Genomic DNA, 20,331 nt, shown 5'->3' with positions numbered 1-20,331 from the left:
CGGTGTTGGTGGAGGCTACATCCGCCGTCTCTGTTCAAGGTCAGCATGGGTCACGGCGGGGCCGCCGACTTTCGTCGGGACGACGGCTTGAGGGACGGGCGATAGCGTCCCCGCTTGAAATTCCCCCAAAAACAGCCATTTTCCCAGCCTGGGGCACCGGGAAACCCGGCTTTCTGCCCTGAAATCCGGTAAAATGCCTGGTCCGGAAAAGCTTCTGTCCACAGCACATCAGCTTCTCGCGTTTGATAAGGCGCTCGCCAGGGGATTGCCAATCCCTCAACGGAGCGCTTTTTTCGTATTGCGGGCAACAATGCGCGGCCAGGAATGCCGCCCCCACTTGGTTTTGAGTTAGTTAATGAACAACATACGTAACTTTTCCATCATCGCCCACATCGATCACGGTAAATCGACGCTGGCCGACCGCATCATCCAGATCTGCGGCGGCCTGTCGGACCGTGAAATGGACGAGCAGGTGCTCGACTCGATGGACCTGGAGCGCGAGCGCGGCATCACCATCAAGGCCCAGACCGCCGCGCTGCAGTACAAGGCGCGCGATGGCCAGACCTACAACCTGAACCTGATCGACACCCCGGGCCACGTGGACTTCAGCTACGAGGTGTCGCGCTCGCTGTCGGCGTGCGAGGGCGCGCTGCTGGTGGTGGACGCGAGCCAGGGCGTGGAAGCGCAGACCGTGGCCAACTGCTACACGGCGCTGGACCTGGGCGTGGAAGTGATCCCGGTCCTGAACAAGATCGACCTGCCGCACGCCGACCCCGACAACGCCAAGAAGGAAATCGAGGACGTGATCGGCATCGACGCCTCCGACGCCACCGTGTGCTCGGCCAAGACCGGCCTGGGCGTGGAGGACGTGCTCGAGGCGCTGATCGCCAAAGTGCCGCCGCCCAAGGGCGACCCGGAGGCGCCGCTGCAGGCCCTGATCATCGACTCGTGGTACGACAGCTATGTCGGCGTGGTCATGCTGGTGCGTGTGGTCAACGGCACTTTGCGGCCCAAGGACAAGATCCTCTTGATGTCCACCGGCTCCCAGCAGTTGACCGAGCAGGTGGGCGTGTTCAGCCCGCGTTCGGTGCAGCTGCCCGAGCTGTCGGCCGGCCAGGTGGGCTTTGTCATCGCCGGCATCAAGGAGCTGCACGCCGCGCGCGTGGGCGACACAATCACGCTGGCGCAAAAGCCGGCCGCCGCCCCGCTGCCGGGCTTTAAGGAAGTGCAGCCGCAGGTGTTCGCCGGCTTGTTCCCGGTCGAGGCCAACCAGTACGACGCGCTGCGCGACTCGCTGGAAAAGCTGAAACTGAACGACGCCGCGCTGATGTACGAGCCGGAAGTGTCGCAGGCGCTGGGCTTCGGCTTCCGCTGCGGCTTCCTGGGCCTCTTGCACATGGAGATCGTGCAGGAACGCCTGGAGCGCGAATTCGACATGGACCTGATCACGACGGCGCCGACCGTGGTGTACGAGGTGCAAATGCGCGACGGCACCGAGATCAAGGTGGACAACCCGTCCAAGATGCCGGAACCGTCGAAAATCGCCGAAGTGCGCGAGCCGATCGTGAACGTGAACCTGTACATGCCGCAGGAATATGTCGGTTCGGTCATGACGCTGTGTAACTCCAAGCGCGGCGTGCAGATGGACATGAGCTACCACGGCCGCCAGGTCAAGCTGCGCTACGAAATCCCGATGGCCGAGATCGTGCTCGACTTCTTCGACCGCCTGAAGTCCACCTCGCGCGGCTACGCCTCGATGGACTACGAGTTCAAGGAATACCGCGCCGCCGACGTGGTCAAGGTGGACATGCTGATCAACGGCGACAAGGTGGACGCGCTGGCGATCATCGTGCACCGCGCCAACGCCGCGTTCCGCGGGCGCCAGGTGGCGGCCAAGATGCGCGAGCTGATCCCGCGCCAGATGTTCGACGTGGCGATCCAGGCCGCCATCGGCGCGACCATCATCTCGCGCGAGAACGTCAAGGCGATGCGCAAGAACGTGCTGGCCAAGTGCTACGGCGGCGACATCACCCGTAAGAAGAAACTGCTCGAGAAACAGAAAGCCGGTAAGAAGCGCATGAAGCAAGTGGGCTCGGTCGAGATCCCGCAAGAAGCCTTCCTGGCCATCCTCCAAGTGGAAGAAAAATGAACCTGCAACCCATCCTTGGGAACTTTGCCCTGATCTTGTTCGTCGCAATGGTGGTTACCGGCGTGATCTGGTGCCTGGACGTGTTCTACCTGGCCAAGAAGCGCCGCGCCGCCGCCAACGCCGCACTGGCCGCCTATGATGCGCGCAACGCCAAGGCGACCGCCGACGGCATCAAGCTCGACAACGGCAACCGCGCCGCGATCGAGGCCGCCTTGCTGCGCCAGCCGACCTGGATCGAGTATTCGGGCAGCTTTTTCCCGGTGATCGCGCTGGTGTTCGTGCTGCGCTCGTTCCTGTGGGAGCCGTTCAAGATCCCGTCGTCGTCGATGGTGCCGACCCTGCTGGTGGGCGACCTGATCCTGGTGAACAAGTACGCCTACGGTATCCGCCTGCCGATCATCAACAAGAAGATCATCGAAGTGGGCAACCCGCAGCGCGGCGACGTGATGGTGTTCAAGTACCCGAAGGATCCCAGCCAGGATTACATCAAGCGCGTGATCGGCGTTCCGGGTGATAAAATCACCTACGAAAACAAGCGCCTGACGGTCAACGGCAAGCCGGTGGACTACCGCCCGATGGACGATTACCTCGACGACGAGCGTCCGGTGTACCACAAGCAATACATGGAAATGTTGCCTGGCGCGCAACACCGTATCCTGACCATGGAAGGACGGCGTACCCTCGACCTTGGCTCGGTGGACAATTTCCCGCATCGTGAAAATTGCGACTATTCGTACGACAAATTTACCTGTATCGTACCGGAGGGCAATTATTTTATGATGGGGGATAACCGGGACAACTCTGCCGACAGCCGTTACTGGGGCTTCGTGCCTGACCAGAACATCGTCGGCAAAGCGATCGCGATCTGGATGAACTTCAGCAATCCGAAGCGCATCGGCGGTATCCACTAAGTTCGACGGGGGAAGGGCACATGCAAGGACATAAGCAGTATTTCATCAACGCGGAGCGCGGGGTTTCGCTGTCGGGCCTGATTTTCGTGCTCGCGGTGCTGGGCGTGGCCGCCGTGTTTGCCTTGAAGCTTGTGCCAACGTACATGGAATACCGCACCATCCAGGACGCGATCGTCAAGGCCAAGGCCACCGGCGGCAGCGTGGCCGAGATGCAGCGCACCTTCGACAAGAATGCGGAGATCAACAACGTCAGCGCCATCAGCGGCCATGACCTGGTGATCACCAAGGACGGCGGCGAGCCGGAAATCAGCTTCGCCTACGAAAAGCGCGTGCCGCTGGCGGGCAACGTGAGCCTGGTCATCAACTATGCCGGCACCACCGACAAGAGCGGCGTCGTGGCCGCCCAGGCCGCCGCCAGTGCCAACTGATCGTGGGCGCGGCAAGGAAGTAAACCAACGATGAATCTTCAGTTATTGCAAACACGCCTAGGCTACACGTTCCAGGATGCTGGCCTGTTACAGCAAGCCCTGACGCACCGTAGCCACAGCAGTTTGCATAACGAACGGCTGGAATTCCTTGGCGACTCGATCCTGAACTGCGTGGTCGCCTCGGTCCTGTACGAACGCTTCAATACGCTGGACGAAGGCGACCTGTCGCGCCTGCGCGCCAACCTGGTCAAGCAACAGTCGCTGTACGAGATCGCGCAAAAGCTCGAACTGTCGCAGTTCCTGCGCCTGGGCGAGGGCGAGCTCAAGTCGGGCGGTTTCCGCCGCCCGTCGATCCTGGCCGACACGCTTGAAGCGCTGCTGGGCGCGATCTTCCTCGACGCCGGCTTCAACGCCGCGCGCGACGTGATACGCGCTTTCTACATCCCGATCCTGGAAACGGTCGATCCGCGCACGCTGGGCAAGGACGCCAAGACCCTGCTGCAAGAGTTTTTGCAGAGCAAGAAGATTTCGCTGCCGACCTATAACGTGGTGGCCACCCACGGCGCCGCGCACAGCCAGGAATTCGAGATCGAGTGCCTGGTGCCCAAGCTTGGCATCCAGGTGTTCGGCCGTGGCGGCAGCCGCCGCGCCGGCGAGCAGGCCGCGGCCCGGCTGGCGCTGGAGGCGGCCGAACAGGCACTGGTGAAGACGCCGTCCGCCACCCGCAAATCGCGCCCGCGCGCCGCACAGCTTAAACTGGCGGGTATCGCGACCATCCAGCCCGATGCTCCGCCCGTCGCCGAGCCTGCCAGCGCCCCCGCGCCGCAGGCCGCCGGCACCGAGAATACTGGCGCCAGGCCGGCCACCGACACCAAGCCCGCGTCCGGCGACGCCAAGGCGCAAAAACAAGCAGGAAGCAAGTCAGCATGAACGAGGGCAGCACCCATTCGGATTTTCGTTGCGGTTACATCGCGATCGTCGGCCGTCCCAACGTCGGCAAGTCGACGCTGATGAACGTGCTGATCGGCGCCAAGGTATCGATCACTTCGCGCAAGGCGCAGACCACGCGCCACCGCATCACCGGCATCCAGACCACGGACGACGCGCAGTACATCTACGTCGATACGCCGGGCTTCCAGACGCGCCACGCCAACGCGCTGAACAAGACGCTCAACAAGACCGTGTCGAACACGCTGACCGCGGCCGACGTGGTCCTGTTCCTGGTCGAAGCCGGCACCTTTGGCGCGGCCGACCAGCAGGTGATCGACCTGCTGCCCAAGAACGTGCCGGTGGTGCTGGTCATCAACAAGGCCGACCGCATGAAGGACAAGGCACAGCTGATGCCGTTCACGCAAAAGATCGCGGCGCTGCACCACTTTGCCGCCGTGGTCCCGGTGTCGGCCAAGCTGCGTTTCCAGGTCGATGCGCTCGAGAAGGAAATCCGCACCTGGCTGCCGCGTAACGAGCCGATCTTTGGCCCGGACGACATCACCGACCGCAGCGAGAAGTTCCTCGCCGCCGAGATCGTACGCGAGAAGGTGTTCCGCCTGTGCGGCGACGAGCTGCCCTACACCAGCACCGTGCTGATCGAGAAATTCGAGCAGGAAGGCAACCTGCGGCGCGTCTTCGCCGCCATCCTGGTCGAGCGCGACGGCCACAAGGCGATGATCATCGGCGCCAAGGGCGCGCGCCTGAAGGAAATCTCGACGGCCTCGCGCCTGGATATGGAAAAACTGTTCGGTGGACCGGTGTACCTGGAAATCTGGGTCAAGGTCAAATCCGGCTGGGCCGACAACGAAGCGGGCCTGCGCGCCTACGGCTACGAGTAAGCGCAGGGGGCCGACCCACGCGCATGTCCATCCTCGACGCCGACCTTCACCCCACCGAGCCTGCCGCAACGCCAGCGCCCGCGAAAAAGCGCAGCCGTGCGCCCGCGCGCGACAACCGCGTGGCCGGCCAGCCGTCCTTTGTACTGCACAGCTATCCGTACAAGGAAACCAGCCTCATCATCGACCTGCTGACCCGCGACTACGGCCGCATCGCGGTGGTGGCCAAGGGCGCCAAGCGGCCCATGTCGCGGCTGCGTGGCGTGCTGCAGACCTTCCAGCCCCTGTCCAGTTCGTGGAGCGGCAAATCCGAACTGCGCACCCTGATCGACGCCGAATGGGTCGGCGGCATGCTGCCGCTGGAAAAGACCGCACTGCTGTGCGGCTTTTACCTGAACGAACTGCTGGTCAAGCTGCTTGCACGCGACGACCCACATCCGGCCTTGTTCGATCATTACGTGGCGACCCTGAACGAGCTGGCCCACGGCGAGCCGGCGCAAATCGTCTTGCGAAAGTTCGAACGGGCCTTACTTAAGGAAACGGGCGTGGCCGCGGACCTGTCGCGCTCCACCACCACGCGCACGCTGGTCGACCCAGGCGCAGAATATGTCGTGGACCCGGAAAAGGGCGCGCGCGAAGCGACCCCTGGCGACACCTGGCCGGTGGTGTCCGGCAAGACGCTGCGCGACATGGAAAGCGACGACTACGCGGACCCGGCCACGCAGGCGCAGAGCAAACAACTGATGCGCTTTTTGCTGGCGTATCACCTGGGCGGCGCGCCGCTGAACACGCGCCAGATATTGATCGACTTAATGCAGCTATAAGAAAACCACCATGAGCTTCCTGCAACCTGCCGGTTCCGTCATCGACCTGGGCGTGAACATCGACCACATTGCCACCGTGCGCAACGCGCGCGGCACCGTCTATCCCGACCCGCTGCGCGCGGCCCTGTTGGCCGAGCAGGCAGGTGCCGACCTGATCACGCTGCACCTGCGCGAAGACCGGCGCCACATCAAGGATGCCGACGTGCTCGCGATCCGCCCGGAGCTCACCACCCGCATGAACCTGGAAGCGGCGGTCACGCCCGAGATGATCGACTTCGCCTGCCGCGTCAAGCCGGCCGACGTGTGCCTGGTGCCGGAGCGGCGCGAGGAAGTCACCACCGAGGGCGGCCTGGACGTGCTGCGCTACTACAAACAGGTCGAGGTGGCGGTGAAGCAGCTGGCGGGCGAGGGCATTCGCGTCTCGCTCTTCATCGACGCCGACGAGCAGCAGATCGAGGCGGCCGCCGCGGTGGGCGCGCCGGTGATCGAGCTGCACACCGGCCGCTACGCCGAAGCCGAAGACGACGCGGTGGCTGTGGAGCTGGAACGTATCCGCCAGGGCGTGCTGGCAGGCGTCAGGCGCGGCCTGCGCGTGAACGCGGGCCACGGCCTGCACTACACCAACGTGCAGCCGATCGCGGCGATCCAGGAAATCCACGAGCTGAACATAGGCCACGCGATCGTCGCACAAGCGCTGTTCACCGGCTGGGAACACGCGGTGCGCGAAATGAAGGCCATCATGGTGGATGCGCGCATGGGCGTGTCGCTGGACTGACGCGATGATCTACGGGATTGGCACCGACATCGTCCAGATCTCGCGCGTAGAGGCGGCGCTTGCGCGCAGCGGCGAGCGCTTCGCCGAAAAGATCCTGGGCCCGGAGGAGCTGGTGAAGTACCATGCGCGCCGCGCCAAGAACGAAACGCGCGGCCTGCGCTTTCTGGCCACGCGCTTCTCGGCCAAGGAAGCGTTCTCCAAGGCGATCGGCCTTGGCATGCGCATGCCGATGACCTGGCGCTCCGCGCAGATGTTGAATGCGCCGAGCGGCAAGCCGGTCATCGTCTGCAGCGGCGCGCTCGAAGAATTCATGCGCCAGAACCGCTTGACGGCCCAGGTCTCGATCAGCGACGAAGCCGACTACGGCGTCGCCTTCGTGATCGTCACGCAAACCCCGTAGGGTGGGCAGATTCTGCCCACGCGTTCAAGCGGCTTAAGAACCGCCGTAGAATTACACTGTGGGCTCGTTCAGCTGGCCACTGGCCAGCTTCACCCCACGCGTTCAAGCGGCTTAAGAACCGCCGTAAAATGACATGTGGGCTCGTTCAGCTGGCCACTGGCCAGCTTCACCCCACGCGTTCAACCGGCTTGAGCACAGCCACAAACACATGAGCGAATTGATCGACAGCCCCGACGCGCAGCCCGACGCGCGCGCACAAGTATTGGCCACGGTCGCCAAGCTGCCCGACCTGCCGGGCGTGTACCGCTATTTCGACGCCAACGACGCCGTCCTGTACGTCGGCAAGGCGCGCAACCTGAAAAAGCGCGTCTCGAGCTACTTCCAGAAGAACCTGTCCAGCCCGCGCATTGCGATGATGGTCGAGAAGATCGCGCGGCTCGAGACCACGGTGACCAACAGCGAGGCCGAAGCGCTGATCCTGGAAAACAACCTGATCAAGACGCTCAAGCCCCGCTACAACATCCTGTTCAGGGACGACAAGTCCTACCCCTACCTGAAGATCACGGGCGGCGACGTGCCGCGCATGGCCTACTACCGCGGCGCGCTGGACAAGAAGAACCAGTATTTTGGCCCGTTCCCGAGCGCGTGGGCGGTGAAGGAGTCGATGCAGATCCTGCAGAAGGTCTTCATGATCCGCACCTGCGAGGACAGCGTGTATTCGAACCGCACGCGCCCCTGCCTGCTGCACCAGATCGGCCGTTGCAGCGCGCCCTGCGTGGGCGCGATCACGTCCGATGAATACAAGATCGACGTGGACAACGCCGCCAAATTCCTGCGCGGGCGCCAGTCCGAAGTGCTCGAAGACCTGGAAAAGAAGATGCATGGCTACGCGGCCGAACTGAAGTTCGAGCAGGCGGCATCGGTGCGCAACCAGATCCAGTCGCTCTCGCGCGTGCTGCACCAGCAAGCGATGGAGACCACCGGCGACGCCGACGTGGACGTGATTGCCGTGGTGGTGCAGGGCGGACGCGCCTGCGTGAACCTGGCCATGGTGCGTGGCGGCCGCCACCTGGGCGACCGCGCCTACTTCCCGACCCAGGTGGGCGAAGCGCTGGGCGAAGTGCCCATCGAGGTCGAAGTGCTGGCCGCCTTCATGGCCCAGCACTACGCCGACAAATTCATCCCCAACACGCTGATCCTGAACATCGAGTTCGACCAGCCCGAGCTGATGATGGCGCTGACCGAGCAGTGCGGCCACCGCATCAACCTGATCTTCCAGCCGCAGGGGCAGCGCCGCCAATGGCTGGAGCTGGCGCAAAAGGGCGCCGAGATCGCGCTGGCGCGGCTCTTGTCCGAGCAAGGCTCGCAACAGGCGCGCACGCGCGCGCTGGCCGAGGTGCTCGGGCTCGACATGGAAGACCTGGACAGCATCCGCATCGAATGCTTCGACATCAGCCACACCGCGGGCGAGGCGACGCAGGCATCGTGCGTGGTGTTCCATCACCACCAGATGCAGAACGGCGAATACCGGCGCTTCAACATCAACGGCATCACGCCGGGCGACGACTACGCGGCGATGCGCCAGGTGCTCACGCGCCGCTACGAAAAGGTGGCGGCGGGCGACGGCGTGATGCCGGACGTGGTGCTGGTGGACGGCGGCAAGGGCCAGGTCGAGATGGCGCGTCAGGTGTTCGAAGAGCTGGGGCTCGACATCAGCCTGATCGTCGGCGTGGCCAAGGGTGAGGGCCGCAGGGTGGGCCTGGAGACGCTGATCTTCGCCGACGGCCGCGCGCCGCAGGAACTGGGCAAGGAATCGGCCGCGCTGATGCTGGTGGCGCTGATCCGCGACGAAGCGCACCGCTTCGCCATCACCGGCATGCGCGCCAAGCGCGCCAAAGCGCGCCAGGCGTCGCGACTGGAAGAGATCGAAGGCATCGGCGCCAAACGCCGCCAGAAGCTGCTGGCGCGCTTTGGTGGCCTGCGTGGCGTGATCGACGCCAGCATCGAGGATTTGATGTCGGTGGAAGGCATCAGCAGCACCCTGGCCGAAGAAATCTACCGCCAGCTGCACTAGGTAGGGTGGGCACTTGTGCCCACGCGGGGATACGTGACCGGGAGCGTGCCGCGGAAGGGTTTCGCGAGCCGCGTACCACCGCGTGGGTTCAAGAGCCCACCCTACGGCCGCGCGAACCCAACTGGTTTAAATGGCAATAGCAAGGTAGACTATCGCCGCATCGAACATACAGATAACCCCTGCCGCGCCCCTATGCCTTTCAACATCCCGATCCTCCTGACCTGGTTACGCGTCGCACTGATTCCGCTCGTGGTCGGGGTGTACTACCTGCCGGCGAGCTGGCTGCCGCAAGCGGACCGCGACCTGGCCGCCACCCTGGTCTTCATCGTGGCCGCCATCACCGACTGGTTCGACGGCTTCCTGGCGCGGCGCTGGAACGAGACCTCGGCCTTCGGCGCCTTCCTCGACCCGGTGGCGGACAAGCTGATGGTGGCCGGCGCCTTGCTGGTGCTGGTGCAGCTCGATCGCGTCAACGCGGTGCTGGCCTTCATCATCATCGGCCGCGAGATCACCATCTCCGCGCTGCGCGAGTGGATGGCCGAAATCGGCGCGCGCAAATCGGTCGCGGTCAGCTCGCTGGGCAAGATCAAGACTGCCGCGCAGATGGTCGCCATTCCGATGCTGCTGTTCCATGGCGAGGTGCTCGGCTTTGTCGATACCAGGCTGTGGGGCGATGTGCTGCTGTGGATTGCGGGCGTGCTGACGGTGTGGTCGATGTTCTACTATCTGCGCCGTGCGTGGCCGTTGATGAAAGAGAAATCGGGTGCCGTATGAGATTTGTTTCGAGGCATCCTTGACACACAGGATAGAACCTCTATAATGCCTGCCTGTTGCGAACGAAGCAGCACAGCAAGAAAGACGAAGCGGGAGTAGCTCAGTTGGTAGAGCGCAACCTTGCCAAGGTTGAGGTCGACGGTTCGAGACCGTTCTCCCGCTCCAACAAACTTGCAGTGCAGTTCGTTTGAAACGGTTGTCGCAGAAGGTTGGATTTTCTGAGATAATCGCTGCTCCGAGATGCGGGAATAGCTCAGTTGGTAGAGCGCAACCTTGCCAAGGTTGAGGTCGACGGTTCGAGACCGTTTTCCCGCTCCAAACCTCTCGGTCGCAGTAGCAGTAACTTGTTGCACCAAATGCGGGAATAGCTCAGTTGGTAGAGCGCAACCTTGCCAAGGTTGAGGTCGACGGTTCGAGACCGTTTTCCCGCTCCAGGATCCCAAGGGAAGCCCCGGCTTCCCTTTTTGTTGATATAGCCCATAGCCGGGCCTGTCAGCAAGACTTACGATCAAGTCTGGCGAGGTAGCAAAGAGGTTATGCAGCGGCCTGCAAAGCCGTCTAGACGGGTTCGATTCCCGTCCTCGCCTCCAGATTCTCCGATACGGGCCCCTTTGGGGCCCGTTTCATTTCGGGTTCGCGACCTCACGAAAATTGAGGTGCACCTCACCGTGATACGGCCAATTTGCCGCTGGCCGTTGACGCGCTGCGTTGACACCCTGCTGTTGCGGCTGGCAGATGTCCCCGCGGGACTGCCTTCGGACCTGCTCGCGCGTCGCCCCGACGTCCTGCAAGCGGAGGCGGTCGTGCGGTCGGAGACCGTTGGCGTCGCGCGGGCAAATTTCTTCCCCAGGATTAGTCTCACCGGCGCCCTGGGCACGGCCTCGCCCGCCTCCAGATTCTCCAGGCACGGGCCCGGTTGGGCCCGTACTTATTTGTAGTCCCGGCTGTAATCAGGTGAACTTGGCCGTCAACAGCATTTATATCTCAACCTGCGTCCCAAGTTCGATCACTCGATTGCTCGGGATGTGGAAATAGTCCGCTGCGTCCCGTGCGTTGCGCGACATGGCCACGAAAATGTGCTCGCGCCATGGCGACATGCCTGCGCCAGGCGTTGAGATGATGGTCTGCCGCGCCACGAAAAACGAGGTCTGCATCGTCTCGAACGGCAGCCCCTGCGCCGCGCACAGCGCCAGCACGCGCGGAATATCCGGTTCGTCCTTGAAGCCGAAGCGCACGTTCACCTGATAGCAGGCATGCCCGAGCGGCACCACCTCGACCCGCGACTCGTCCGGTACCCATGGCTCGTCCAACGTGTGCGCCGTCAGGAACACTACGCGCTCGTGCAGCACCTTATTATGCGACAGGTTGTGCAGCATCGCGTGCGGCACGCCGTCGCTCTCGCTGCGCAGGAACACGGCCGTTCCCGGCACGCGCGCTGGCGGCGCAATGAACAGCGATTCGAGGAAGGCGTTGAGCGGGATCGCGTGCTTTTGCAGGTTCTCGAAAACCAGCTGCCGCCCGCGCTTCCATGTGAGCATCACGGTGAACAGTATCGCGCCCAGCAGCAGGGGGAACCAGCCACCGTGCAGCACCTTGAGCACGTTGGCCGAGAAGAACGCGGCGTCGATGGCGAGGAAGAACGCGGTCGCGCCAAAACACAGCAGCAGGTTCAGCCGCCAGCGGTAGCGGATCACGAAATAGGTCAGCACGGTTGTGGCCAGCATGGTCGCCGTGACCGCGATGCCGTATGCCGCAGCCAGGTTGTCGGAAGAACCGAAACCGACGACTGCCAGCAGGACGGCGATCAGCTGGCCCCAGTTCACGGCCGGGATGTAGATCTGGCCGATCTCGTGTTCGGACGTGTGCATGATTTTCATCCGCGGCAGGAATCCCAGTGCAATCGCCTGCTTGGTCATCGAAAAGGTGCCGGAGATCGTCGCCTGCGAGGCGATGACGGTGGCGATGGTCGACAGCACCACCAGCGGAATCACGCTCCAGCTCCCCAGTTGCTGGAAGAACGGGTTTTCGATGGCCTGCGGGTTCGCCAGCAGCAGGCCGCCCTGGCCAAGATAGTTCAGCGCTAGCGCCGGGAAGGCTATCCCGAACCAGGCCAGCCTGATCGGCTTCTTGCCGAAATGTCCCATGTCCGCATACAAGGCTTCGGCCCCGGTAAACGCCAGCACGACGGCGCCGAGGGCGATAAACGCAATGACCCGGTTGTCGGCAAAAAAATGCAGGGCGTGCACCGGGTTGAGCGCGGCCAGGATGGCGGGGCTGCGCACGATATTCGCCAAGCCCATCATGGCCAGCGTGGCAAACCACACCAGCATGATCGGGCCGAACCAGCGGCCGATGCCGGCCGTGCCGTGCCGCTGCACGGCGTACAGCGATATCAGGATGATGACCGTCAGCGGGACCACGTAGGGCTTGAGCGCGGGCGTCGCCACTTCCAGGCCTTCCACCGCCGACAGCACCGAAATCGCGGGCGTGATCACGCTGTCGCCGTAGAACAGCGCGGCACCGAACACGCCGATCAGGAGCAGCGTGTGGCACAGCCGCGCCCGGCTCGTGACCGCGCCCAGCGCAAGCGCCATCAGGGCCATGATGCCACCCTCGCCGTGGTTGTCCGCCCTGAGCACGAGCGTGACGTACTTGAGCGAGACGATGATGGTCAGGCCCCAAAAGATCAGCGACACCACGCCCAGCAGGTTGGCCTGGTTCAGCGCCAGGCCATGGGTGGGATCGAAGACGGTCTTGAGCGAATAGAGCGGGCTGGTGCCAATATCGCCATAGACGACGCCGATCGCTGCGAGCGTCAGCCCGGTAAGCTTGTTGTGCTTTTGCGAAGAAGCCAAATGGTTGCTCTGTGAGATGCAAAGCCGCGAGTGTACCGGCAGCCGTATAAAAATTTTGTAAAAACTGGTCGGGATGTATACGCGGCGTTGGTGGCGTGAGCGCGTCCTTTTAGAAAATTTTATGCGCGGCGGACGATCATCCGGCGCGCTGCGCGCTGATCGCCGCCCACCTGGTGGTGGTCGCGCCGATGGCAGCTAAGCCGCGGGGCTTTCGCGGCTGGCGCCTGTTCCCGGCCTGAGAAGTGGGCGCGGCGAGCCTAGAAGAGCAGGCCCGCCTCGAACAAGCCGCGCACCTGCGACCCCTTGGTGCCGTCGCTGCCGAACGCGAGTCCGGGAGTAATGTGGCGCGCGCCGACGTAGGCGATCTCTGCGCGGGCAAAAAAGTTCTTGTACTGGTAAGTCGGCGTCAGCGTCAACGACCAGGCCGCGCTGCCCGGCCCGTACAGCAGGTTGGGCGTGCCGTCGGCCGCGCTGCCCGAGGTGTCGAGGTACTCGGCGCGCGCGGCCAGTTTGAAGCCCGGCACGCGCACAGCCGCCGGGGCGGCTTCGGACCCGAAGTCAAAGCTTGCCAGCACTGCGGCCCCATACGTCGACGCGGAATCGCTGGCGCCGAATTGCGGCAAGCGCGGCACATGGCTGTATTGCAGGTAGGGCTGGATGGTCCATGGTCCGGCGATGTGCGTGTAGATCAGGTTGTAGATCTGCTGGTTGTTCTGGAATAGCGGCGTGCGCACGGTGGACACCCCGGTTTCTTTGGTATTGCCCGCGCCGATAAACGCCAGCGTATTCGTCTTGTCGATGGCGTAGCTGGCGGACCCGGAGATCCAGCTCGGATGGCTGGAGTAAAAGCCGTCGTTGATGGACAAGGCGAATGTCCAGTCGCCCTGCGCATAGTTCACCTGCAGTCCCCGGTTCACGGCATTTTCCTGGTTCCACAGCAGGCCGCGCTGAATGTTCATGTTCTGGAATGTAAACGTACTTTCTGCGCCGACCAGCGTCGGCAGCTTGCCGATCATCACCGAGAAATTGTCGGTCGGCGCAAACTTCACATAGGCCTGCGGCACGAGCGTGTAGAGGGCAGGGCTCGCGTCCGCTGAACGGACGTAGGGCACGCCGGCTACCGGGATCGAGTAGAAGGCGCCCTGCACGAAAAACTGCACCGGTCCGTCCGCCTTGTTCAGGAAGAGCTGCACATTGTCGTCGTCAAAATGCCAGTGCCGGTCACCGGGCACCACGTTGGTCTGCCATTGGCCGAACCCGCTGATCACGCCGGTCGCATACACAGGACCGGCACTGTCCATGTCGATGCGGAACGGTCGCGGATTGGCGCTCAGGGTGACCGCCAGCGGTGGCTGCAGCGCAGGCGGCGTCTCCGCCTTGCCGGGCCCGCTGCCGTCGGCAGGCTCGGTTTGGGGCCAGGCTGGGATCGTGTAAGCGCCAAGGGCGGCTGCCAGTAACATGGCCCTGCAGCTGCCCCGGCGTTGGATGGCGTGTTGGCCTCCAGCATTGGAGACCAGCATTTCTGGTTTTGCTTTCACCCAGTCCTCCGTCAGGTTGTCGCGGCTGGAGGTTAGAGCGCACTTGACGGAAGAGGTGCCGATCATCCGTCGTTCGCGCGTCCGCCTTATATACAAATCCTTTATTCGCCGCCGCTGTCTTTTTAGAAAATCTTTATGTCTGCCGGCCTAGACTGGCTCGTATTGCAGCAGTAGCTGCGCATGACGACTCATGATCAAGACATGAAAATATCGATTTTCGCGGTGGCCCTCGTCGCCACCTTTGCCCTGCCCGTGTACGCACAAGAGGTTCAGCCTGAGCATGCGTTGAGCTTCAACGCGGCGCTTACCACCGACTACCGCTACCGCGGCATCTCTCAGACCCGGCTCGAGCCGGCCCTGCAAGGCGGCGCAGATTTCACCCACAACCCGAGCGGCTTGTATGCCGGCACCTGGCTGTCGAGCATCCAGTGGACCAGGGATGCAGGCGGCAGCGGCAACGTCGAGTGGGATGTGTATGCCGGCAAGCGCGGCCAGCTCGGCGCCGACCTCAGCTATGACACCGGCGTGCTCGGCTATATCTATCCGGCCAACGGCCTGAAAGCGGTCGCCGGCTTCGCCGACGCCAACACGGCCGAGGTGTACGGCCAGCTCGGCTACAAGGATTTCTACGCCAAGTATTCGTGGTCCCTGACCAACCTGTTCGGCTTTGTCGACAGCCACCACAGCGGCTACCTGGATATCGGCGCGAATGTCGGCCTGGCCGACGGTCTAGCCCTGAACATCCATGCAGGGCGCCAGCAAGTGCGCCACAACGGGCCGGCCAGCTACACCGACTGGAAGCTGGGCCTGTCCAAGGACTGGGGCATTGTCACCGGCGCGCTCGCGCTTGTCGGCACCAATGCGGGCCAAGCGGCCTACGCATCGCCGGCCAACGGCAAATTCCTTGGCAGGCAAGCGCTGGTGGCCAGTGTCAGCAAGACTTTCTGATCCCGGCGTTTACATCGCGTTTACGCCGGGTGAGCACTTCTTTACAAAAGATTTAGCGGCGGACCGCTATGCTCTTCAAACAACAAACGGACCATTCGAGGGATTCCATGGACATCGTCTTCATCGGTGCAATCGCCGCCTTTACCGCCTTGATCTGGGCCATGGCGGCCGGTTGCGCCCGACTGGGAGAGCACAAATGACGCTGTTTTACCTGATCGGCACGCTCGCGTCCGCCGGACTGCTGGTGTACTTGCTCTATGCGCTGTTCAAGGCGGAGGACCTGTAAATGACCACGCAATCGTATGCGCTGCTTGCGCTGTTCCTGGTCGTGCTGCTGGCGTTGTCCTGGCCGGTGGGGGCGCTGCTGGCGCGCGTCGCCGGCGACGGGCCAATCGCCGGCCTGGACTGGCTGCACAAGCTCGAGCGCGGCCTTTACCGTGCCGCCGGTGTGCGCGGCGATGAAGCCATGGGCTGGAAGGCCTATGCCGCCGCGCTGGTGGCCTTCAATGCACTCGGTACGCTGTTCGTGTACGCCTTGCAGCGCATCCAGCAATGGCTACCGCTGAATCCGCAGGGCCTGGCCAACGTCAGCCCCGACTCGTCCTTCAACACGGCGGTGAGCTTCGTCACCAACACCAACTGGCAAGGCTACAGCGGCGAGCAAACCATGAGCTACCTGTCGCAGATGCTCGGGCTCACCTGCCAGAACTTCTTTTCCGCCGCCACCGGCATTGCCGTGGTGTTTGCACTGGTCCGCGGCTTCTCCGCGCGGTCGGCCAAGTCGATCGGCAACTTCTGGGTCGACCTCACCCGCATCACCGCCTACGTGCTGGTGCCGCTGTCGGTCCTGTTCGCGGTGTTCCTGACGGGGCAGGGCGCGATCCAGAACTTTTCGGCCTACAAGGAGGTGCAGCTGGTCGAGCCGGTCACCTACACCCAACCGAAAAACGGTCCGGATGGCCAGCCGCTCAAGGACGCGCAGGGCCAGCCCGTGACCGAGACGGTGACCGCCACAACCCAGACCATCGCCATGGGACCGGTCGCGTCGCAGGAAGCCATCAAGATGCTGGGCACCAATGGCGGCGGTTTCTTCAACGCCAATTCGGCGCACCCGTACGAAAATCCGACCCCGCTGTCGAATTTCGGCCAGATGCTGGCCATCTTCCTGATCCCGGCCGGGCTCTGCTTCGCATTTGGCCGTATGGTGGGTGACCGGCGACAGGGCTGGGCGATCCTGGCCGCGATGACCGCGCTGTTCGTCGTCATGGCGGCCGGCGCCCTGTACGCGGAGCAGCAAGCCCATCCGGCGTTGCAGGCGATGGGCGTGGACCAGCACATGAGCGCGCTGCAATCGGGCGGCAACATGGAAGGCAAGGAAACGCGCTTCGGCATCAGCGCATCGAGCCTGTTCGCGGCGGTTACGACCGCGGCGTCCTGCGGCGCCGTCAATGGCATGCACGATTCGTTCACCCCGCTGGGCGGCGGCGCGCCGCTGCTCTTGATCCAGTTCGGCGAAGTGATCTTTGGCGGCGTCGGCTCCGGCCTGTACGGCATGCTGGTGTTCGCGATCATGGCGGTGTTCATCGCCGGCCTGATGATCGGCCGCACCCCGGAATACCTGGGCAAGAAGATCCAGTCGTACGAGATGAAGATGACGTCCATCGCCATCCTGGTCACGCCGGTGCTGGTGCTGGCCGGCACCGCGATCGCCGTCATGGCCAGCGCCGGCAAGGCCGGCATCGCCAACCCGGGCGCGCACGGCTTTTCCGAAATCCTGTACGCCTTCAGCTCCACCGCCAACAACAACGGCAGCGCGTTCGCCGGCCTGTCGGCCAACACGCCGTTCTATAACTGGATGCTGGCCATCGCCATGTGGTTCGGACGTTTCGGCGTGATCGTGCCGGTGCTGGCGATCGCCGGTTCGCTCGCCGCCAAGCAGCGCCTGCAGGTCACCGCCGGCACCATGCCGACGCACGGCCCGATATTCGTGTTCCTGCTGATCGGCGTGGTGGTGCTGGTAGGCGTGCTCAATTATGTGCCGGCGCTGGCGCTGGGCCCCGTCGTGGAGCATCTGCAGCTTTACGCACGCTAGAAACGAATAAAACGGACCGGAGTACTCATCATGTCTCAAACTCAAGTGACCACGGCGGAACTGCCATCGCTTCCCCTGCCGCCGGGCAAGCGGCTGTCGATGTTTGACACCAAGCTCATCGGGCCGGCGCTGGTCGACGCCTTCAAGAAGCTGGGCTTTCGCACGCAACTGCGCAGCCCCGTGATGTTCGTCGTCTACATCGGCAGCATCATCACCACCATGCTGTACGTGCAGGCGCTGTCCGGTACCGGCGAAGCCCCGGCCGGCTTCATCCTGGCCGCCGCGATCTGGCTGTGGTTCACCGTCCTGTTCGCGAACTTTGCCGAGGCGCTGGCCGAAGGCCGCAGCAAGGCGCAGGCGGCATCGCTGCGCGGCCTGAAGGAAAGCGTCATGGCCAAGAAGCTGGCCACGCCCAGGCACGGCGCCGGCTGGCTGCCGTGCACGGCGACCGACCTGCGCAAGGGCAACCACTTCCTGGTCGAAGCGGGCGACGTGATCCCGATCGACGGCGAAGTGATCGAAGGCGTGGCCTCCGTCGACGAAAGCGCCATCACGGGCGAATCGGCGCCGGTGATCCGCGAGTCCGGCGGCGACTTCTCCAGCGTCACCGGCGGCACGCGGGTGCTGTCGGACTGGCTGGTCGTGCGCGTGACCACCGATCCGGGCGAAACGTTCTTGGACCGCATGATCGCGATGGTCGAGGGCGCCAAACGCAAGAAGACCCCGAACGAGATCGCCCTCACCATCCTTCTGGTGGCGCTGACCATCGTGTTCCTGGTCGTGACGGCGACGCTGCTGCCGTTCTCGCTGTTCTCGGTCGAGGCGGCAAGGGCCGGCAAACCGGTGACCATCACGGCCCTGATCGCGCTGCTGGTGTGCCTGATCCCGACGACCATTGGCGGCCTGCTGTCGGCCATCGGCGTGGCCGGCATGAGCCGCATGATGCGCGCCAACGTCATCGCGACCTCCGGCCGCGCGGTCGAGGCCGCGGGCGACGTCGACGTGCTCCTCCTGGACAAGACCGGCACCGTCACGCTCGGCAACCGCCAGGCCGGCGCCTTCCTGCCTGCGCCCGGCGTGACCGAGCGCCAGCTGGCCGACGTGGCGCAGCTCGCGTCGCTGGCCGACGAGACGCCGGAAGGGCGCAGCATCGTGGTGCTGGCCAAGCAGCGCTTCAACATCCGCGGCCGGGAGCTGGAGCATGCCAACTTCCTGCCGTTTTCGGCCACCACGCGCATGAGCGGGGTCGATCTTGGCGATCGCACCATCCTCAAGGGCGCGGCGGACGCCGTGCGGCGCCACGTCGAGGCGCACGGCATGCCTTTCCCGCCCGAGGTCACGCATCTGGTCGAGGACGCGTCGCGCCGCGGCAGCACGCCGCTGGTGGTCGCCGACGGCGGCCGTGTCATGGGCGTGGTCGAGCTCAAGGACATCGTCAAGGGCGGCATCAAGGAACGCTTCGCGGAACTGCGCCGCATGGGCATCAAGACGGTGATGATCACTGGCGACAACAAGCTGACGGCGGCGGCGATCGCCGCGGAAGCCGGTGTCGACGACTTCCTGGCCGAAGCGACGCCGGAGGACAAGCTCAGGCTGATCCGGCAATGCCAGGGCGAAGGGCGCATGGTGGCCATGACCGGCGACGGGACCAACGACGCACCGGCGCTGGCCCAGGCTGACGTGGCGGTGGCAATGAACTCGGGCACGCAGGCCGCCAAGGAGGCAGGCAACATGGTCGACCTGGATTCGAACCCGACCAAGCTGCTAGAGATCGTCGAAATCGGCAAGCAGATGCTGATGACGCGCGGCTCGTTGACCACGTTCTCGATCGCCAACGACGTGGCCAAGTATTTCGCCATCATCCCGGCCGCTTTCGTGGGCACCTACCCGCAGCTCAAGGCGCTCGACATCATGCACCTGGCCAGCCCGGCCTCGGCGATCATGTCGGCCCTGATCTTCAACGCGCTGATCATCGTCTTTTTGATTCCGCTGGCGCTGCGCGGAGTGCGCTACCGCGCGATCGGCGCCACAGCCCTGTTGCGCCGCAACCTGCTGGTCTACGGCGTCGGCGGCATCGTCCTGCCGTTCATCGGCATCAAGCTGATCGACATGCTGCTGGCGGCATTGAACCTGGTCTGAAAGGAGTCCATCATGTCTTCCATTCTTCGTCCCGCGGCCGTCCTGTTCGGCGCGCTCACGGTGCTCTGCGGCTTGCTGTATCCAGCGGTGGTCACCGGCGTCAGCCACGTTGCGTTCCCCCACCAGGCCGAAGGCAGCCTGGCCGATGTGGGCGGCAAGCCGGTGGGATCGACCCTCATCGGGCAGCCGTTCAGCGCACCGGGCTACTTCTGGGGCCGGCCGTCGGCGACCGCGCCCATGCCCTACAACGCCGCCGGCTCGGGCGGATCGAACCTTGGGCCGACCAACCCAGCGCTCACCGACACCGTCAAGGAACGGGTCGCCGCATTGAAGAGGGCCGATCCCGCGAACCGGGCGCCGGTCCCGGTCGACCTGGTGACCGCCTCGGCCAGCGGGCTCGATCCCGAGATCAGCCTGGCGGCCGCGCAATACCAGGTGCACCGGGTGGCACTGGCCCGCAACATCCCGGAACAGCAGGTGCGCGCGCTGATTGACGCGCAGCGCCAGGACCGCGTGCTCGGGCTGTTTGGCGAGCCGCGCATTAACGTCCTGGCGCTCAACCTTGCGCTTGACCATAAGGTTGCGCGGCCGGAGTAAG

General features: G+C 64.0%; 17 protein-coding genes, 4 tRNA genes and 1 pseudogene. 20 read left to right on the top strand and 2 right to left on the bottom strand.

Translation table 11 applies throughout. From position 1 onward, the window contains the following. Nucleotides 1-355: 355 nt before the first annotated feature. From lepA to NX774_RS02455, 15 genes and pseudogenes are all read left to right on the top strand, one after another. Nucleotides 356-2,149, top strand: a complete 1,794-nt coding sequence (gene lepA, locus NX774_RS02525; protein WP_258820572.1) for a translation elongation factor 4 — start codon at nucleotides 356-358, stop codon at nucleotides 2,147-2,149. After that, nucleotides 2,146-3,060: a signal peptidase I gene (lepB, locus tag NX774_RS02520; protein ID WP_258820571.1), complete on the top strand. Its 915-nt coding sequence runs from the start codon at nucleotides 2,146-2,148 to the stop codon at nucleotides 3,058-3,060. The genes lepA and lepB overlap by 4 nt, the downstream gene beginning before the upstream one ends. A gap of 20 nt (nucleotides 3,061-3,080) precedes the next feature. Then, the gene (locus NX774_RS02515) at nucleotides 3,081-3,488 is read left to right on the top strand and encodes a DUF4845 domain-containing protein (protein WP_258820570.1); all 408 of its coding nucleotides are present in this window, start codon (nucleotides 3,081-3,083) and stop codon (nucleotides 3,486-3,488) included. Nucleotides 3,489-3,518: 30 nt separating this feature from the next. After that, complete coding sequence (rnc, locus tag NX774_RS02510) at nucleotides 3,519-4,418, top strand: ribonuclease III (RefSeq protein WP_258820569.1); 900 nt, start codon at nucleotides 3,519-3,521, stop codon at nucleotides 4,416-4,418. Further along, on the top strand, nucleotides 4,415-5,317 hold the full coding sequence (era, locus tag NX774_RS02505; protein WP_258820568.1) for a GTPase Era: 903 nt from the start codon (nucleotides 4,415-4,417) through the stop codon (nucleotides 5,315-5,317). The genes rnc and era overlap by 4 nt, the downstream gene beginning before the upstream one ends. A 23-nt stretch (nucleotides 5,318-5,340) precedes the next feature. Continuing rightward, nucleotides 5,341-6,138 carry a DNA repair protein RecO gene (gene recO / locus NX774_RS02500; RefSeq protein WP_258820567.1) on the top strand — a complete coding sequence of 266 codons (798 nt, stop codon included), beginning with the start codon at nucleotides 5,341-5,343 and terminating at the stop codon, nucleotides 6,136-6,138. A 10-nt stretch (nucleotides 6,139-6,148) separates the two neighbouring features. Further along, the gene (pdxJ, locus tag NX774_RS02495; protein WP_258820566.1) at nucleotides 6,149-6,913 is read left to right on the top strand and encodes a pyridoxine 5'-phosphate synthase; all 765 of its coding nucleotides are present in this window, start codon (nucleotides 6,149-6,151) and stop codon (nucleotides 6,911-6,913) included. Between the two features lie 4 nt (nucleotides 6,914-6,917). Next, entirely contained in the window at nucleotides 6,918-7,313 is a 396-nt protein-coding gene (acpS, locus tag NX774_RS02490; RefSeq protein WP_258820565.1) for a holo-ACP synthase, read from the top strand. 208 nt (nucleotides 7,314-7,521) lie between these two features. Continuing rightward, on the top strand, nucleotides 7,522-9,387 hold the full coding sequence (gene uvrC / locus NX774_RS02485; RefSeq protein WP_258820564.1) for an excinuclease ABC subunit UvrC: 1,866 nt from the start codon (nucleotides 7,522-7,524) through the stop codon (nucleotides 9,385-9,387). Nucleotides 9,388-9,579: 192 nt separating this feature from the next. After that, on the top strand, nucleotides 9,580-10,161 hold the full coding sequence (gene pgsA / locus NX774_RS02480; RefSeq protein WP_258820563.1) for a CDP-diacylglycerol--glycerol-3-phosphate 3-phosphatidyltransferase: 582 nt from the start codon (nucleotides 9,580-9,582) through the stop codon (nucleotides 10,159-10,161). Between the two features lie 89 nt (nucleotides 10,162-10,250). Beyond that, a tRNA-Gly gene (locus NX774_RS02475) sits at nucleotides 10,251-10,326 on the top strand. Between the two features lie 77 nt (nucleotides 10,327-10,403). Beyond that, nucleotides 10,404-10,479, top strand: a tRNA-Gly gene (locus tag NX774_RS02470). Nucleotides 10,480-10,519: 40 nt separating this feature from the next. Then, a tRNA-Gly gene (locus tag NX774_RS02465) sits at nucleotides 10,520-10,595 on the top strand. Nucleotides 10,596-10,677: 82 nt separating this feature from the next. Continuing rightward, nucleotides 10,678-10,751: transfer RNA gene (locus NX774_RS02460), tRNA-Cys, on the top strand. A 138-nt stretch (nucleotides 10,752-10,889) separates the two neighbouring features. Then, nucleotides 10,890-11,048: pseudogene (locus NX774_RS02455) on the top strand (TolC family protein); the annotation flags it as partial. 90 nt (nucleotides 11,049-11,138) lie between these two features. Here NX774_RS02455 and NX774_RS02450 read toward each other — a convergent pair. Next, a complete protein-coding gene (locus NX774_RS02450; protein ID WP_258820562.1) occupies nucleotides 11,139-13,016 on the bottom strand; it encodes a potassium transporter Kup in 1,878 nt (625 codons plus the stop codon). A gap of 257 nt (nucleotides 13,017-13,273) precedes the next feature. Further along, a complete protein-coding gene (locus tag NX774_RS02445) occupies nucleotides 13,274-14,620 on the bottom strand; it encodes an outer membrane beta-barrel protein (protein WP_258820561.1) in 1,347 nt (448 codons plus the stop codon). A 135-nt stretch (nucleotides 14,621-14,755) separates the two neighbouring features. On the opposite strand from NX774_RS02445, the gene NX774_RS02440 reads away from it, so the two are divergent. The 5 genes from NX774_RS02440 to kdpC all read left to right on the top strand — a co-directional run bounded on the left by NX774_RS02440 (nucleotide 14,756) and on the right by kdpC (nucleotide 20,330). Beyond that, nucleotides 14,756-15,502 (top strand): TorF family putative porin, encoded by a 747-nt coding sequence (locus NX774_RS02440; RefSeq protein ID WP_258820560.1) that lies wholly within the window; start codon nucleotides 14,756-14,758, stop codon nucleotides 15,500-15,502. A gap of 196 nt (nucleotides 15,503-15,698) precedes the next feature. Continuing rightward, nucleotides 15,699-15,788 (top strand): potassium-transporting ATPase subunit F, encoded by a 90-nt coding sequence (locus NX774_RS02435; RefSeq protein WP_258820559.1) that lies wholly within the window; start codon nucleotides 15,699-15,701, stop codon nucleotides 15,786-15,788. Further along, nucleotides 15,789-17,594, top strand: a complete 1,806-nt coding sequence (gene kdpA / locus NX774_RS02430) for a potassium-transporting ATPase subunit KdpA (RefSeq protein WP_258820558.1) — start codon at nucleotides 15,789-15,791, stop codon at nucleotides 17,592-17,594. Nucleotides 17,595-17,693: 99 nt separating this feature from the next. Continuing rightward, entirely contained in the window at nucleotides 17,694-19,733 is a 2,040-nt protein-coding gene (gene kdpB, locus NX774_RS02425; protein ID WP_258821431.1) for a potassium-transporting ATPase subunit KdpB, read from the top strand. Between the two features lie 12 nt (nucleotides 19,734-19,745). Next, entirely contained in the window at nucleotides 19,746-20,330 is a 585-nt protein-coding gene (gene kdpC, locus NX774_RS02420; protein ID WP_258820557.1) for a potassium-transporting ATPase subunit KdpC, read from the top strand. The last annotated feature ends 1 nt before the right edge of the window (nucleotide 20,331 follow it).

This window comes from Massilia agilis (genome assembly GCF_024756255.1).
In the GTDB taxonomy this organism is placed as follows: Bacteria; Pseudomonadota; Gammaproteobacteria; order Burkholderiales; family Burkholderiaceae_D; genus Telluria; species Telluria agilis.
The sequence above is the reverse complement of the archived record's forward strand: the minus strand, read 5'-3'. Positions and strand labels throughout refer to the sequence as shown.